The organism is Streptomyces flavusporus (assembly GCF_046267975.1).
Lineage (GTDB): Bacteria > Actinomycetota > Actinomycetes > Streptomycetales > Streptomycetaceae > Streptomyces > Streptomyces flavusporus.
Genome location: NZ_CP176503.1, coordinates 4,901,658 through 4,917,164, shown reverse-complemented (window position 1 = coordinate 4,917,164; position 15,507 = coordinate 4,901,658). Strand labels below are relative to the sequence as shown.

Here is a 15,507-nt window from a genome sequence, read left to right as displayed (position 1 = left end):
TAAGGTGTCAACCGCTGTGGATAACCTGCGGGCGGGCCGAGGGAACGGGCTGTGCCGGGTGGGTCGGCCTGAGTACCGTTCGCGTGCAAGGGGGCTGCCGGGCGGCGGAGACGGACAGGGATCGGGGCGGAATGGACGCGCATCGCGCGAAGGACGCGTACGGCGGAGCTGCGAGCGTTCCGCACGGGCCGGGCGAGCAGGGCGGACCTGATGGGATGAGCACGCAGCAGGAGCCCCGCACCGGCGTCGCCGCCCTGTCGCCCCCCTACCAGATCGGCGTCGCGCTCGCCCTCGCGGTCGTCGCGGTCGCCGTCTGTGTCCACATCGGGATGGTCTTCCTGCACGTCGCGCCGTCGAACACGGTCACCAAGAAGCACGGCGAGGCGATCGACGAGTGGATCTACCCGGAGTTCGAGCAGAACTGGAAGCTGTTCGCCCCGAACCCGCTCCAGCAGAACATCGCCGTGCAGGTGCGCGCCGAGATCCACACGGCGGGCGGCGAGATACGCACCACCCGCTGGTACGACCTGTCCGCGCAGGACGGCCGGGCCATCGACGGCAACCTGCTGCCCAGCCACACTGAGCAGAACGAGCTGCGCCGCGCCTGGGACTTCTACGTCGCCACGCACGACGGCGACAACCGCCCCTCCGGCCTGCGCGGCGCGCTGAGCGAGACCTATCTGCGCCGCATCGTGGTGCTGCGCCTGGACCGCGCGGACGCGGCCGGGCCCGGTGATGTCGTCGACCGGGTGCAGGTCCGCTCGCAGACCACCAACGTCCGCCCGCCCGACTGGAGCGAGGAACAGATATCCCTCAAGCCGACGTACCGGCTGCTGCCCTGGTGGTCGGTGCCGCAGAACGAGGCCGAGGGAGGTGTCCGGTGAGCCGTCTCGCCCTGGCCGTCTCCCGCGGGATCGCCCGCGTCACCGAGTCCGCCCTCGGCCCGTACCAGACCGCGGTGATCCGTATCGGATTCGCCGCGACCTGGCTGCTGTTCCTGTTGCGCGAGTTTCCCCATCGGCAGGAGCTGTACGGCCCCGACGGCCCGTGGGGCTGGGACCTCGCCGAGCAGTTGATCGGGGCCAACGGCGCGTTCACCGCCCTGATGTGGTCCGACGGGCAGTTCTGGTTCGAGGCCGTCTACGTGCTCGCCGCTCTGTCGAGCCTGCTGCTGATCGTGGGCTGGCGCACCCGCACCATGTCCGTGCTGTTCATGGTCGGCGTGCTCTCGCTGCAGAACCGCAGCGTCTTCATGGGGGACGGCGGCGACAACGTCCTGCACCTGACGTGCATCTACCTGGTGTTCACGCGGTGCGGCCAGGTGTGGTCGCTGGACGCGCGGCGTGCCCGGCTCGCGCGGGCGGCACGCGCGCGTGGCGAGCGGGTCACCGACCGGACCGGCCCGGTGCTGTGGGGCGTGCTCGGTCTGGCGCTGTTCGCGGTGACCGCGGTGGGGCGGCTGGACGGCGACTGGTTCGTACCGGCGCTGCTGTGGGCCGTGTGGGTGGCGCAGGCCCTGTGGTGGATCGTCGGGCGCCTTGCGCGGACGGCTCAGCCCCGGATCATGCTCGACGTGATCGGCAACATCCTGCACAACGGTGCCCTGCTGGTGATCATGGCCGAGGCCTGTCTGATCTACGCCACGGCCGGCTGGTACAAGATCCAGGGCTCGCGCTGGCAGGACGGCACCGCGGTCTACTACCCCCTCCACCTCGACTACTTCTCGCCCTGGCCCGCGCTCGCCGATCTCCTGTCGGCCAGCGGAACCTTGGTCATGCTCGTGACGTACGGGACGGTGATCGTGCAGGTCGCCTTCCCGTTCACGCTGCTCCACCGGCGGGTCAAGAACGTCCTCCTGGCCATCATGATCACCGAGCATGCGGTGATCGCCGTGGTTCTCGGGCTGCCGTTCTTCTCGCTGGCGATGATCGCGGCGGACGCGGTCTTCCTGCCGACGCCGTTCCTGCGCCGGCTCGGCGACGGTGCCGCACGCGCGCGTGCCCGCCTGTTCCCGCGCGCCGGCGGAACGGTGCCCGCTCAGCGGGACATGGACGACGCCCCCGAGCACACCGGGAAACCCGAGCAGACCCACGTAGGCTTCAGGGCATGACGGAGTCCGCGAGCCAAGCCCCGCCTGGTCCGGCAAGCCTCGGTGCCGCCGGTCCCGCTCATCGGCAGGCCGTCGACCCCGTCGGCGTCTGGCGGCGGTTCGTCGGTAGCTCTGTGCTGCTCGATGGGTTCCACGCGCTCAAGCACGCCGTGCGTTTCGGGGCCGAGGTGCCCCTCGCGGTCACCGTCGACCGGGCGGCCGCGCTCGCACTCGCCGACGAGCTGGCTCCGGACGTACGGGAGACGCTGGACGCGCTGCTCACGCAGGTCACGGAGTCGACGTACACGTCCCTCGTGCCGCGCCCCCATCCCACGGCCGTGGCCGCCCTGGCCGTACGGCCGTCCCGCGAGGTCAACCTGCGGACGCTGGCCCGCACACCCCGCAGCGCGCCCGTCGTCGTACTCGACCAGCCGCGCAACCTGGGCAACGCCGGCGCGGTGATCCGGCTGGCCGCCGGCTTCGGGGCGACCGGCGTGGTCACGACCGGCACGCTCGACCCCTGGCATCCCACGGTGGTACGCGGCGGAGCCGGGCTGCACTTCGCCACCGCGGTGGAGCGGCTGGCCGTCGACGAACTCCCGCCGGGGCCGGTGTTCGCCCTCGACCCGGAGGGCGAGGACATCCGCGGCCTGAAGCTGCCGGACGACGCGCTGCTCGCCTTCGGCTCGGAGCGCAGCGGCCTGTCCGCGGACCTGCGCGCGCGTGCCGACCATCTGGTGGCGCTGCCGATGCGCCCCCAGGTCTCCAGCTACAACCTCGCGACCAGCGTGGCCATGGCGCTGTACCACTGGAGCGCCACCGGGGGTGCACCGATCAAGGACTAAGCCTCGCGCCGCACCTCCACCATCCGGAACCGGTTCGCCACGAACGCGCCGTCGGTGAGGGCCGCGTTGGCCGCCGGGTTGCCGCCCGAGCCGTGGAAGTCGGAGAACGCGGCCGTCTGGTTGACGTACACCCCGCCGGTGAGGTTCAGGGACAGCTGCGCGGCCTCCTCCAGGCAGGCCTCCTCGACCGCACGCTCGACCTCCTCGTCGGTCGTGTACGCGCCCACCGTCATCGCGCCCTTCTCCCTGATGGTCCGCCGCAACAGCTCCACCGCGTCGGCCGCGGAGTCGACGGCCACGGCGAAGGAGACGGGCCCGAAGCACTCGCTCATGTACGCGGCCTCGTCGTCCGGCTTGGCGCCGTCCAACTTCACGATCACGGGCGTACGGACCACCGCGCCCGGGAACTCCGGGTTGACGACCTCCCGCGAAGCGAGAGCGACCTCGCCGAGGCCGGCCGCGGCCTCGAGGCGGGCCTTGACGTCCGGGTTGACGATGGCGCCGAGCAGGGCGTTCGCGCGCGTGTCGTCACCGAGGAGCCCGTCGACCGCCTTCGCCAGGTCGGCGACCACCTCGTCGAAGGACCGGGGTCCCTGGTCGGTGCGGATGCCGTCCCGGGGGACGAGGAGGTTCTGCGGCGTGGTGCACATCTGGCCGCTGTACAGCGACAGGGAGAACGCCAGGTTGGCGAGCATGCCCTTGTAGTCGTCGGTGGACTCCACGACCACCGTGTTGACACCGGCCTTCTCCGTGAAGACCTGCGCCTGGCGGGCGTTGGCCTCCAGCCAGTCGCCGAACGCCGTCGAACCGGTGTAGTCGATGATCCGGATCTCGGGGCGGGTGGCGAGCGTCTTGGCGATGCCCTCGCCGGGCCGCTCGACGGCCAGTGCGATCAGGTTCGGGTCGAAGCCCGCTTCGGCGAGCACCTGGCGCGCGACCTGCACGGTCAGCGCCAGCGGCAGCACCGCGCGCGGGTGGGGCTTGACCAGGACGGCATTTCCGGTGGCGAGGGAGGCGAACAGGCCCGGGTAGCCGTTCCACGTCGGGAAGGTGTTGCAGCCGATGACCAGCGCGATCCCGCGCGGCACCGGCGTGAACCGCTTGGTCAGCGCGAGCGGCTCCCGCTTGCCCTGGGGTTTGGTCCACTCCGCGGTGTCGGGCGTGCGGACCTGCTCCACGTACGCGTACGCCACCGCCTCCAGGCCGCGGTCCTGCGCGTGCGGGCCGCCCGCCTGGAACGCCATCATGAAGGCCTGGCCGCTGGTGTGCATCACCGCGTGCGCGAACTCGTGCGTCCGGTCGCTGATCCGCTTGAGGATCTCCAGACACACCATCGCCCGGATCTCCGCGCCCGCGTCGCGCCACGAGCGCTGTCCGGCCTTCATGACGGGCAGCAGGACGTCGAGGTCCGCGTGCGGGTAGGTGACGCCCAGCTCGATGCCGTACGGCGAGACCTCGCCGCCCGTCCAGTCGTCCGTGCCGGGCTGGCCGAGGTCGAGGCGGGTTCCCAGGAGGGCGTCGAAGGCGGCCTTGCCCGCTGCCGCGTCCAGGCTGCCGTTCTCCCCGTAGGCCTTGGGGTGTTCGGGGTGCGGGGACCAGTACGCGCGCGTGCGGATCGCTTCCAGCGCCTGGTCGAGGGTGGGCCGGTGCTGGGCGATCAGCTCGTGGGCGGTGAGTTCGGCGGCCATGCTGGACCAACTCCTTGTCTCAGAACTCTTCGTCGAGCTCATGACCTGGGCAGAGACATGGGCAGAAACAGGCAGTCAGAGTTAGAGTAACCGAACGATCGGTCGGGACAAGGGGGTCCGCCGCATCTGTGGAAAACCCCGTGCGGGAGGATCGCGCACATGACAGCACTCGACCTCAGCAGCCCCGTGGCCGTCGTCGGCACCGGCACCATGGGCCAGGGCATCGCCCAGGTGGCGCTGGTCGCGGGCCACTCCGTACGGCTGTACGACGCCGTCCCCGGGCGGGCCCGGGAAGCGGCCGACGCGATCGGCGCCCGGCTCGACCGGCTCGTCGAGAAGGACCGGCTCACCGGCGCCGACCGGGACGCCGCGCGCGCCCGGCTGCTGCCCGCCGAGAGCCTCGCCGAGCTCGCCGACTGCGCGCTGGTCGTCGAGGCCGTCCTGGAGCGGCTGGACGTGAAGCAGGAGCTGCTGCGCGCGCTGGAGGACGTCGTCGCCGAGGACTGTCTGCTCGCCACCAACACCTCGTCGCTGTCGGTGACCGCCATCGGCGGCGCCCTGCGCTCCCCGGGCCGCTTCGTGGGCCTGCACTTCTTCAACCCCGCCCCGCTGCTGCCGCTCGTCGAGGTCGTCTCCGGGTTCGCCACCGACGTCACCTCGGCCACGCGCGCGTACGAGACGGCACGCGCCTGGGGCAAGTCCCCGGTCGCCTGCGCCGACACCCCCGGCTTCATCGTCAACCGCATCGCCCGGCCGTTCTACGCGGAGGCCTTCGCGGTGTACGAGGCGCAGGGCGCCGACCCCGCCACCATCGACGCCGTCCTGCGCGAGTCGGGCGGCTTCCGGATGGGCGCCTTCGAGCTGACCGACCTCATCGGGCAGGACGTCAACGAGTCCGTCATGCACTCCGTGTGGCAGTCCTTCTTCCAGGACGTGCGCTTCACGCCGTCGCTCGCCCAGCGGCGGCTGGTCGAGTCCGGCCGGCTCGGCCGCAAGAGCGGGCAGGGCTGGTACGCATTCGTAATCGGCGGGGAGCGGTTGAGGCCGCACATCGCAGCCTCAACGCAGCTCCCCGCCTACGCCTTCAGGGGGAGCGTGGCCGCCCTGGGGAGGGCCAGCAGACACCTGGGCGTCAACTACCGTTCCTTGGCAGCGGGCGGAGACAGGTCCGCGCGCTGGCACGCCCCGAACGGTCTTGGGCGCACTGGTCGTCCGCTTTCGCATCCCGGGCGGCGACACGGATCCTGTCCGTGGTCCGAGCCGGGCGGGCGGAGTCCCTCACGAGCTGGCCATATGGACGCGGCCAGAGGCGACGGGGAGGCCCTGAACCATCACTCTGGTGGAACAGGGGCCCCGCGCGCCGGCACCGCACCCGGCGTCCCAGATCGCACGGCGACGCTACCCCGGTGCCTGCAGATTGCTGCAAGCCGGAAGGTCGACGATCACACGATCGGGCGAATTCAGCCACGTGGGTGCTCCAGAGGGCATAGCCGTAACCCCCTCGGCCCCTTCGAATGGAGCCGCCGCCTCGGCCGCAACTGGGCGTACGCCCTCCTCGACGACCTGCACCTGCGAGACCCGTCCGGGCGCTACGCGCCGTCCCTCGCGCTGTACCGCCATGCGTACGCCACCGACAAGCGGGAGGGCAGCACCTCATGACCACCGCCAAGCGCGACACGTACACGCCGGAGACGCTGCTGTCGGTCGCCGTCCGGGTCTTCAACGAGCGCGGCTACGACGGCACCTCCATGGAGCACCTGTCCAAGGCGGCCGGCATCTCCAAGTCGTCGATCTACCACCACGTCACGGGCAAGGAGGAGCTGCTGCGCCGGGCCGTGAGCCGGGCGCTGGACGGGCTCTTCGGGATCCTCGACGAGGAGCACGCGCGCGTGGGGCGGGCCGCCGAGCGCCTTGAGTACGTCGTACGGCGCATGGTCGAGGTGCTCATAGCCGAGCTGCCGTACGTGACGCTGCTGTTGCGCGTGCGCGGCAACACGGACACCGAGCGGTGGGCCCTGGAACGGCGTCGCGACTTCGATCACCGGGTCGCCGAACTGCTGAAGGCGGCCGCCGCGGACGGGGACGTGCGCGGCGACGTGGAGGTGCGGCTCGCCACCCGGCTGGTCTTCGGGATGATCAACTCGATCGTGGAGTGGTACCGGCCCGACGGCCGGGGCATGAGTGAGCGTGAAGTGGCCGACGCGGTGGTGCGGTTGGTGTTCGGCGGGCTCAGGCAGGACTTCTGACGTTCAGCCCTGCGGCTCCAGGTCCTCTTCCTCGAACACCAGCAGTGTGCGCGTGCTGAGCACCTCCGGGATCGCCTGGAGCCGGGTGAGCACCAGCTCGCGCAGCGCCCGGTTGTCGGAGGTGTGCACCAGGAGCAGCACATCGAAATCGCCCCCGACGAGGGCGATGTGAGAGGCGCCGGGCAGCTGTCTGAGCTGCTCGCGCACCGTGCGCCAGGAGTTCTGGACGATCTTCAGGGTGATGTACGCCGACGTCCCCTGGCCGGCCCGTTCATGGTTCACGCGGGCACCGAAGCCTCGAATGACGCCGTCCTCGACGAGGCGGTTGATCCGCGCGTAGGCGTTGGCGCGCGAGACATGGACCCGTTCGGCGACGGACCGCACCGACGCACGGCCGTCGGCCTGGAGCATCCGGAGGATGTCCTGATCTATGGCGTCGAGCGGGCGCGGTGGCGGCACGGCGGAACCGGCCTCCGGGCCCTCGGCCATTTGTTCAGATGCCATGTCCCCCCGCCTCCCTACCATGGACGTAATGCGTCCATCTCAGGTTGTGGAGAACCGTTTGTCCACAGCCCGCGGGGGCCTGTAGCCAAAATGTGCCGTCGACCGAACAATCGGTAGGTGAGGCGCATCACAGCCGACGCGCCTCTCGTAGCCGCTCCCACGAGGAGGTGCCGTCATGACGGTCATGGAGCAGCGTGGCGCGTATCGGCCGTCGCCGCCGCCCGCCTGGCAGCCCCGTACCGACCCCGCGCCGCTGCTGCCCGACGCGGCTCCGTACCGCGTCCTCGGCACCGAGGCGTCCGCCAAGGCCGACCCCGAGCTGCTGCGCCGGCTGTACACGCAGCTGGTGCGCGGCCGCCGGTACAACGCGCAGGCCACCGCCCTGACCAAGCAGGGCCGCCTCGCCGTCTACCCCTCCAGCACCGGCCAGGAGGCCTGCGAGGTCGCCGCCGCACTGGTTCTGCAGGACCGCGACTGGCTCTTCCCCAGCTACCGCGACACCCTCGCCGCCGTCGTACGCGGCGTGGACCCCGTCCAGGCCCTCACCCTGCTGCGCGGCGACTGGCACACCGGCTACGACCCGTACGCCCACCGCGTCGCCCCCCTGTGCACCCCGCTCGCCACCCAGCTCCCGCACGCCGTCGGCCTCGCGCACGCCGCCCGCCTCAAGGGCGACGACGTGGTCGCGCTCGCCCTGGTCGGTGACGGCGGCACCAGCGAGGGCGACTTTCACGAGGCGCTGAACTTCGCCGCCGTGTGGCAGGCCCCGGTCGTCTTCCTGGTCCAGAACAACGGCTTCGCGATCTCCGTCCCGCTCGCCAAGCAGACCGCCGCCCCCTCCCTGGCCCACAAGGCCGTCGGGTACGGCATGCCGGGCCGCCTGGTCGACGGCAACGACGCCGCGGCCGTGCACGAGGTCCTCGCCGACGCCCTACGGCACGCGCGCGCGGGAGGCGGCCCGACGCTCGTGGAGGCGGTGACGTACCGCATGGAGGCCCACACGAACGCGGACGACGACAAGCGCTACCGGCCCGACTCCGAGGTCGAGGCCTGGCGAGACCATGATCCGATCGCGCTCCTGGAGCGGGAGTTGACCGAGCGCGGCCTCATCGACGAGTCCGGCATCCGGCACGCGCGCGAGGATGCCGAGGCCCTCGCCGCCGACCTGCGCGCGCGTATGAACCAGGACCCGGTCCTCGACCCCAGGGACCTGTTCGCCCATGTCTACGCCGAACCCACGCCGCAACTGCGCGAGCAGCAGGACCAGTTGAACGCGGAGCTCCAGGCCGAGCAGGAAGGGACGCACCGATGACCACGGTCGCCGTGAAGCCCGCCACCATGGCGCAGGCCCTCACGCGCGCGCTCCGCGACGCGATGGCCGCCGACCCGGCCGTGCACGTCATGGGCGAGGACGTCGGCACGCTCGGCGGCGTCTTCCGCGTCACCGACGGGCTGGCCAAGGAGTTCGGCGACGACCGCTGCACGGACACGCCGCTCGCCGAGGCGGGCATCCTCGGGACGGCCGTCGGCATGGCCATGTACGGACTGCGCCCGGTCGTCGAGATGCAGTTCGACGCCTTCGCGTATCCGGCGTTCGAGCAGCTCATCAGCCACGTGTCCCGTATGCGCAATCGCACCCGCGGGACGATGCCGCTGCCGATCACCATCCGCGTGCCGTACGGCGGCGGAATCGGCGGCGTCGAACACCACAGCGACTCCTCCGAGGCGTACTACATGGCGACTCCGGGGCTCCATGTCGTCACGCCCGCGACCGTCGCCGACGCCTACGGGCTGCTGCGGGCCGCCATCGCCTCCGACGACCCGGTCGTCTTCCTGGAACCCAAGCGGCTGTACTGGTCGAAGGACGCCTGGAACCCGGACGACCCGCAGACCGTTGAACCCATTGGCCGCGCGGTGGTGCGGCGCTCCGGCCGGAGCGCCACGCTCATCACGTACGGGCCGTCCGTACCCGTCTGCCTCGAAGCCGCCGAGGCGGCACGGGCCGAGGGATGGGACCTCGAAGTCGTCGACCTGCGCTCCCTTGTGCCGTTCGACGACGAGACGGTCTGCGCCTCGGTACGGCGGACCGGGCGAGCGGTCGTCGTACACGAGTCGGGCGGGTTCGGCGGACCGGGCGGGGAGATCGCGGCCCGAGTCACGGAGCGCTGCTTCCACCACCTGGAGGCACCGGTGCTGCGCGTGGCCGGGTTCGACATCCCCTATCCGCCGCCGATGCTGGAGAAGCACCATCTGCCCGGCGTCGACCGGATCCTGGACGCCGTGGCGCGTCTGCAATGGGAGGCCGAGAGCTGATGGCACAGGTGCTGGAGTTCAAGCTCCCCGACCTCGGCGAGGGGCTCACCGAGGCGGAGATCGTGCGCTGGCTGGTGCAGGTCGGCGACGTCGTCGCCGTCGACCAGCCGGTCGTCGAGGTCGAGACGGCCAAGGCGATGGTCGAGGTGCCCTGCCCCTACGGCGGCGTGGTCACGGCCCGCTTCGGCGAGGAGGGCACGGAACTGCCTGTCGGGGCCCCGCTGCTGACGGTCGCGGTGGGCGCGTCGGCCGCCGACGGTGCGACCGACGGCTCGGGCGAGGGCTTGGGCGAGCGGGGTGCCGAGGGCTCGGACGCGGGCTCCGGCAACGTCCTCGTGGGCTATGGCACGGGTGCGCCTCCGGCGCGGCGCCGGAGGGTGCGTCCCGCGCCTCCGACGGCTCCCGCGCGGTCGGGGACCTCGCGGGAGGCTCCAACGGCTCCATCGGCTCCGAAGTCGCCGGTCAGGCCCGCGGAAGGCCACGCCAACGGCGATGCAGCCCACCGCGACGGCACCCGCGGTGACGGTCCCGTACCGGTGATCTCACCCCTCGTCCGGCGCCTCGCCCGCGAGAACGGGCTGGACCTGCGGGAGCTGACGGGCTCCGGCCCCGACGGGCTGATCCTGCGGGCGGACGTGGAGTACGCGCTGCGGGCCGCCGCCGCACAGGGACGCACAGCCCAGCCGACCGAGCCGCACGCGCGCGTGTCGGCCGTTCCGGCCGCAGCCACCGAGCCTCACGCCCCTACTCCCGTCTCCGCCCCCGGCGGCACCCGCATGCCCCTCAAGGGCGTCCGGGGCGCGGTTGCCGACAAGCTCTCCCGCAGCCGGCGCGAGATACCGGACGCGACCTGCTGGGTGGACGCCGACGCCACGGAGCTGATGCGGGCCCGCACCGCCATGAACGCGGCCGGGGGACCGAAGATCTCCCTGCTCGCCCTGCTGGCGCGGATCTGCACGGCGGCGCTCGCCCGGTTCCCCGAGCTCAACTCCACGGTCGACATGGACGCCCGGGAGGTCATCCAGCTCGACCATGTGCACCTCGGCTTCGCCGCACAGACCGAGCGGGGGCTCGTCGTGCCCGTCGTACGGGACGCCCACGCGCGGGACGCCGAGGGGCTGACCGCGGAGTTCGCCCGGCTGACCGAGGCGGCCCGGGCCGGGACGCTCACGCCCGCGGAACTCACCGGCGGTACCTTCACGCTGAACAACTACGGCGTGTTCGGCGTCGACGGCTCCACACCGATCATCAACCACCCCGAGGCGGCCATGCTCGGCGTCGGCCGTATCGTCCCCAAGCCCTGGGTGTACGAGGGTGAGCTGGCGGTGCGGCAGGTCGTCCAGCTGTCGCTCACCTTCGACCACCGGGTGTGCGACGGCGGCACGGCGGGCGGCTTCCTGCGGTATGTCGCGGACTGTGTGGAACAGCCGGCGGTGCTGCTGCGGACCCTGTGATCGGCCGGTTCGCCCGCGTTCCCTGAGGTGGCGGAGGCACGCATACTCAGGGGGTGACAGAGAACCAGCCGCCCACGAGCCCCGCAGCCGGTGACGCCGGCGGCTACGACGCCGTCGTACTCGCCGGCGGTGCCGCGCGGCGGCTCGGCGGTGCGGACAAGCCCGGCGTGCGCGTGGGCGGGCGGGCGCTGCTCGACCGGGTACTCGCCGCCTGCGCCGACGCACGGACCACGGTCGTCGTCGCCGATCCCCGTCCGACGGCTCGGCCCGTGACCTGGGCGCGCGAGGACCCGCCCGGCGGCGGTCCGCTCGCCGCCCTCGCAGCGGGCCTGCAGCACACCGCCGCCGACCGGGTGCTCGTGCTCTCCGCGGACCTGCCCTTTCTTGATGGACGAACCGTCGACCGCCTGCTGTCCACCCTGGACACGGCGGGTGAGGAAGCCGAGGGCGGAGCCGACGGTGTCGTCCTCACCGACCCCACCGGCCGGGACCAGCCGCTCGTGGCCGCCTACCGCGCCCGGTACCTGCACCGGACGCTCGCATCCCTCGGGACCGAACACGGTGGCCTCACCGGGCTTCCTCTGCGGCTCCTCACCGCCGCACTGAATCTCACGCGTATCTCCGACCCCGTCGCGTCCTTCGACTGCGACACCTGGGACGACATCGCCACCGCCAGGGCACGCATCAGGGAGCATGGTCACGTGTTGGATGAATGGATTTCCGCAGTCAAGGACGAACTGGGCATCGACCTCGAGGTCGACACCGGTGTGCTGCTCGACCTCGCCCGCGACGCCGCCCACGGCGTCGCGCGGCCCGCGGCACCGCTGACCACCTTCCTCGTCGGCTACGCCGCGGCCCGCGCCGGCGGCAGCCCCGAAGCCGTCGCCGAGGCCTCCCGCAAGGCGGCGGCCCTGGCGCAGCGCTGGGCGGAGGAGGACGCCGCTGCCGACGACGCGAAGTCCGCCCCCGCGACCGACCCCCGCCCGGACGCCGGATGACCGGCCGCGGTATCCGCCACAGCGAGGACGACGAGGACCTCGGCGTCGAGGAGGTACTGGCTCTCGTGAAGGAGGACAGGGACATCGCGGCCGTGCCCTCCCCGCAGGACGGCACCGGAGCGCACGACAGCCCAGCCCCGGGCTCCTCCGCGCTCCGGCACCAGACCGCCCCGCGCGCAGCGGACGGGCGCCACAAGGCCACCCCATGGCCCGAGGCCCGCGAGACCGCAGCCCGCGCCGCTCGCGCCGGCGTCCGCCGCGCTCCCGTCTCCGTGCCCCTCGACGCCGCCCTGGGTCTCGTGCTGGCCGCTCCCCTCTCCGCGCTCACCGACCTCCCTTCCTTCGACACCTCCGCGATGGACGGGTGGGCGGTTGCCGGACCCGGCCCTTGGGCGGTACGGGACGAGGGCGTGCTGGCCGGGCACGCGGAGCATGAGCCCCTCGCGGACGGTGAGGCCGTCCGGATCGCCACCGGCGCCCGTATCCCCCTCGACACGACCGCGGTCCTGCGCAGCGAGCACGGCCGCACGGACGGCAAGGGCCGACTGCATGCCAGTCGCGAGCTGCCGCACGGGCAGGACATCCGCCCCCGCGGACAGGAGTGCCGTAGCGGCGACCACCTCCTGGCCCCCGGAACCCTCGTGACCCCTGCCGTGCTCGGCCTCGCCGCAGCCGCCGGATACGACACCCTCACCGCCGTTCCCCGCCCCCGCGCCGACGTCCTCGTGCTCGGCGACGAACTGCTCACCGAGGGCCGGCCGCACGACGGACTCATCCGGGACGCGCTCGGCCCCATGCTGCCGCCCTGGCTGCGCGCGCTCGGCGCCGAGGTCACCGCGGTGCGCCGACTCGGCGACGACGCCGAAGCCCTGTACCGGGCGATCACCGGAAGTGACGCCGACCTCGTCGTCACCACGGGCGGCACCGCCGCGGGCCCCGTCGACCACGTCCACCCCACCCTGCGCCGCATGGGCGCAGAGCTCCTGGTGAACGGGGTCGAGGTGCGCCCCGGCCACCCCATGCTGCTGGCCCGCACCAAGGAGGACCAGCACCTCGTCGGCCTGCCCGGCAACCCCCTCGCCGCCGTCTCCGGCCTGCTCACGCTTGCCGAGCCCGTCCTGCGGACGCTGGCCGCCCGCCCGGCGCAGGAGCCGTACGCGCTGCCGGTGACGGACGCGGTGCACGGGCATCCGTACGACACCCGGCTGATCCCCGTCGTTCTGCGCGGCGACCGTGCGGTGCCGCTGCACTACAACGGTCCGGCCATGCTGCGCGGGGTCGCGGCCGCCGATGCTCTCGCGGTCGTACCGCCGGGCGGTGCTCGGCCCGGTCAGGAGGTGGAGATCCTGGATCTGCCGTGGGCGGCAGCCGGGATCGGGGTGTGTTTCACGTGAAACGTCGCGCCGGGCCCTACTCGGCCGCCGCGGACACGGGTCGGCTGATGGTGATGACCCGGTCTTCCGGCCGGAGTTGGGCGCGCCGGCCCTCGTCGTAGTCCAGCACCTTCTTGTCGCGTACGACCGCCACGACCAGGTCCGCACACTCGCGGGGCGTCCGGCCCACCTCGTCCTGGGTGACCGCCCGCTCGATGAGGTCCATCCCGCTGCCGAGGGTCATGAGGTCCTCCAGGGTCCGGGCCACGGGCGGGCTGGCCATGAACGTCCCCAGCAGCCGCCCGGCCGAGCTGGAACTGGTGACGACGGTGTCCGCGCCGCTCTGCTTGAGCAGCGGTACGTTCTCGTCCTCCCGGACGGCGGCGACGATCGTGGCGTGGCGGTTCAGCTGGCGTGCGGTGAGCGTGACCAGAGTGGCCGTCTCATCACGCTGCGGGGCGATGATCACGCGGGCGGCGCGGTGGAGCTCCGCCTTCAGCAGGGTCTCGGAGCGCGTGGCGTCGCCGGTGACCGCCACCAGGCCGTCGTCGCCGGCGGTCTCGGCCGCCTTGCCCTGCGTGTCCACGACGACGATCCGCTCCTTGCCGACGCCCTGTCCGATCAGCGTCTGCACGGCGTGCCGGCCCTTGGTGCCGTAGCCGATGACCACGACGTGATCCCGGATGCGGGCCCGCCACCGGTGGATGCGTACCTGCTGGCGGGTGCGCTCGGTGAGCACCTCCAGGGTCGTGCCGACCAGGATGATCAGGAACAGTACGCGCAGCGGCGTGATGACGAAGATATTGGTGAGCCGGGCGCCGTCGCCGACCGGGGTGATGTCGCCGTATCCGGTGGTGGAGAGCGTGACGGTGGCGTAGTACGCGGCGTCCAGCAGGTCGACGGAGCCGTCGGAGTTGTCGGTGTAGCCCTCACGGTCGACGTAGACGATCAAGATGGTGATGACCAGCACCAGTATGGCCATGGACAGGCGCTTGAGGACCTGCTGGAGCGGCGGTACGACACCCTGCACGGGCATCGCGATCGAACGGCCCGCCTCCGCGTCGTCGCGTGCCTCCTTGCGTGAGCGGCTCCAGAGGGACCGCAGGATGGAGCGGGTCACCCTCCGGGAAGATGGCTGCTCGTCGTCCCTCATCGTCTGCCCCCTGCGGCCGTGATCCTGACGGTGGCCTCCATGGTTCCGCACAGCATCCGCAGCAGTCACCGAGCCCCCCGGCCCGACACGCCGCCCGGCCGGGCAGTCTCCGGGCGCGGTAGCGTCGGGCCCGGTGCCGGACGGGCACCCGACTTCTCTGACACCGCTGGAGGTCTCCCTTGCGCGACCACACCGTCGTCGTCGGTTTCGGCACGAAGGGGCGGGCAGCGATCCAGGCCGTCTGCGCCAAGGGACTGAAGAAGGAACAGGTCGTCGTGATCGACCCCAGCAGCAAGGCGATCGCCGCCGCGACGGACGAGGGCTACGCCGTCGTGATCGGGGACGCCACCCGCAGCGATGTACTGAAACGGGCCGAGGTGCAGCGGGCGGGGCAGATCGTCATCGCGACCGAGCGCGACGACACGGCCGTCCTCGTGGCGCTGACTGCCCGGCAGCTCAACTCGGGCGCGAAGATCGTGGCCGCGGTGCGGGAAGAGGAGAACGCGCCGCTGCTGAAGCAGTCCGGCGCCGACGAGGTCATCACCAGCGCCGGAGCGGCCGGCCGTCTGCTGGGCCTGTCCGTGCTCAGCCCCGCCGCCGGCCTGGTCATGGAGGACCTCATCCGGCAGGGCAGTCGGCTGGACGTCGTCGACCGGCCGGTCACCAAGGCCGAGGTGGGCAGGAGCCCGCGCGACATGGACGACCTGGTGATCAGCGTCGTACGCGGGCACCGGGTCCTGCACTACGACGATCCGGCCGTGGGTGCCCTGGAGCTGACGGACCGGGTGATCACCATCGTGCCTCGGGCCGCACCGGACAACCGGCGCGGCCCGAGGATCTGAGC

Annotated in this window: 13 protein-coding genes and 1 pseudogene; 11 read left to right on the top strand and 3 right to left on the bottom strand. The window is 72.1% G+C overall.

Annotation, left to right across the window (positions count from 1 at the left end):
* Nucleotides 1–131 precede the first annotated feature (131 nt).
* From ACKTSN_RS23300 to ACKTSN_RS23290, 3 genes are read left to right on the top strand one after another with little or no spacing between them, the layout of a single operon-like run.
* Complete coding sequence (locus ACKTSN_RS23300; RefSeq protein WP_409470896.1) at nucleotides 132–884, top strand: DUF5819 family protein; 753 nt, start codon at nucleotides 132–134, stop codon at nucleotides 882–884.
* Nucleotides 881–2,110, top strand: coding sequence for an HTTM domain-containing protein (locus tag ACKTSN_RS23295; RefSeq protein ID WP_409470895.1), 1,230 nt, complete (start codon nucleotides 881–883; stop codon nucleotides 2,108–2,110). Before ACKTSN_RS23300 ends, ACKTSN_RS23295 begins: the two co-directional genes overlap by 4 nt.
* Nucleotides 2,107–2,934: a TrmH family RNA methyltransferase gene (locus tag ACKTSN_RS23290; RefSeq protein WP_409470894.1), complete on the top strand. Its 828-nt coding sequence runs from the start codon at nucleotides 2,107–2,109 to the stop codon at nucleotides 2,932–2,934. The genes ACKTSN_RS23295 and ACKTSN_RS23290 overlap by 4 nt, the downstream gene beginning before the upstream one ends.
* On the opposite strand, the gene paaN is transcribed toward ACKTSN_RS23290, so the two are convergent.
* Nucleotides 2,931–4,622: a phenylacetic acid degradation protein PaaN gene (gene paaN / locus ACKTSN_RS23285; protein WP_409470893.1), complete on the bottom strand. Its 1,692-nt coding sequence runs from the start codon at nucleotides 4,620–4,622 to the stop codon at nucleotides 2,931–2,933. The genes ACKTSN_RS23290 and paaN overlap by 4 nt on opposite strands.
* Nucleotides 4,623–4,781: 159 nt before the next feature.
* On the opposite strand from paaN, the gene ACKTSN_RS23280 reads away from it, so the two are divergent.
* Nucleotides 4,782–6,281, top strand: a complete 1,500-nt coding sequence (locus tag ACKTSN_RS23280) for a 3-hydroxyacyl-CoA dehydrogenase NAD-binding domain-containing protein (RefSeq protein ID WP_409470892.1) — start codon at nucleotides 4,782–4,784, stop codon at nucleotides 6,279–6,281.
* Nucleotides 6,278–6,868 (top strand): TetR/AcrR family transcriptional regulator, encoded by a 591-nt coding sequence (locus ACKTSN_RS23275; RefSeq protein WP_409470891.1) that lies wholly within the window; start codon nucleotides 6,278–6,280, stop codon nucleotides 6,866–6,868. The genes ACKTSN_RS23280 and ACKTSN_RS23275 overlap by 4 nt, the downstream gene beginning before the upstream one ends.
* A gap of 3 nt (nucleotides 6,869–6,871) precedes the next feature.
* Here ACKTSN_RS23275 and ACKTSN_RS23270 read toward each other — a convergent pair whose 3' ends face one another.
* Nucleotides 6,872–7,357, bottom strand: a complete 486-nt coding sequence (locus ACKTSN_RS23270) for an Lrp/AsnC family transcriptional regulator (RefSeq protein ID WP_129799121.1) — start codon at nucleotides 7,355–7,357, stop codon at nucleotides 6,872–6,874.
* Between the two features lie 190 nt (nucleotides 7,358–7,547).
* Between ACKTSN_RS23270 and pdhA the strand changes: the two genes are divergently transcribed.
* The 5 genes from pdhA to ACKTSN_RS23245 are packed head-to-tail and all read left to right on the top strand — an operon-like array spanning nucleotide 7,548 to nucleotide 13,531.
* A complete protein-coding gene (pdhA, locus tag ACKTSN_RS23265) occupies nucleotides 7,548–8,684 on the top strand; it encodes a pyruvate dehydrogenase (acetyl-transferring) E1 component subunit alpha (protein WP_409470890.1) in 1,137 nt (378 codons plus the stop codon).
* The gene (locus ACKTSN_RS23260; RefSeq protein ID WP_129798890.1) at nucleotides 8,681–9,685 is read left to right on the top strand and encodes an alpha-ketoacid dehydrogenase subunit beta; all 1,005 of its coding nucleotides are present in this window, start codon (nucleotides 8,681–8,683) and stop codon (nucleotides 9,683–9,685) included. Before pdhA ends, ACKTSN_RS23260 begins: the two co-directional genes overlap by 4 nt.
* Nucleotides 9,685–11,139 (top strand): dihydrolipoamide acetyltransferase family protein, encoded by a 1,455-nt coding sequence (locus tag ACKTSN_RS23255; protein WP_409470889.1) that lies wholly within the window; start codon nucleotides 9,685–9,687, stop codon nucleotides 11,137–11,139. Before ACKTSN_RS23260 ends, ACKTSN_RS23255 begins: the two co-directional genes overlap by 1 nt.
* Before the next feature lie 53 nt (nucleotides 11,140–11,192).
* Complete coding sequence (locus ACKTSN_RS23250) at nucleotides 11,193–12,137, top strand: NTP transferase domain-containing protein (protein ID WP_409470888.1); 945 nt, start codon at nucleotides 11,193–11,195, stop codon at nucleotides 12,135–12,137.
* Nucleotides 12,134–13,531: a molybdopterin molybdotransferase MoeA gene (locus ACKTSN_RS23245; protein ID WP_409470887.1), complete on the top strand. Its 1,398-nt coding sequence runs from the start codon at nucleotides 12,134–12,136 to the stop codon at nucleotides 13,529–13,531. The genes ACKTSN_RS23250 and ACKTSN_RS23245 overlap by 4 nt, the downstream gene beginning before the upstream one ends.
* A gap of 16 nt (nucleotides 13,532–13,547) precedes the next feature.
* On the opposite strand, the gene ACKTSN_RS23240 is transcribed toward ACKTSN_RS23245, so the two are convergent.
* Nucleotides 13,548–14,663 (bottom strand): potassium channel family protein, encoded by a 1,116-nt coding sequence (locus ACKTSN_RS23240; RefSeq protein WP_409470886.1) that lies wholly within the window; start codon nucleotides 14,661–14,663, stop codon nucleotides 13,548–13,550.
* A gap of 161 nt (nucleotides 14,664–14,824) precedes the next feature.
* On the opposite strand from ACKTSN_RS23240, the pseudogene ACKTSN_RS23235 reads away from it, so the two are divergent.
* Nucleotides 14,825–15,505: pseudogene (locus ACKTSN_RS23235) on the top strand (potassium channel family protein); the annotation flags it as partial.
* Between the last annotated feature and the right edge of the window lie 2 nt (nucleotides 15,506–15,507).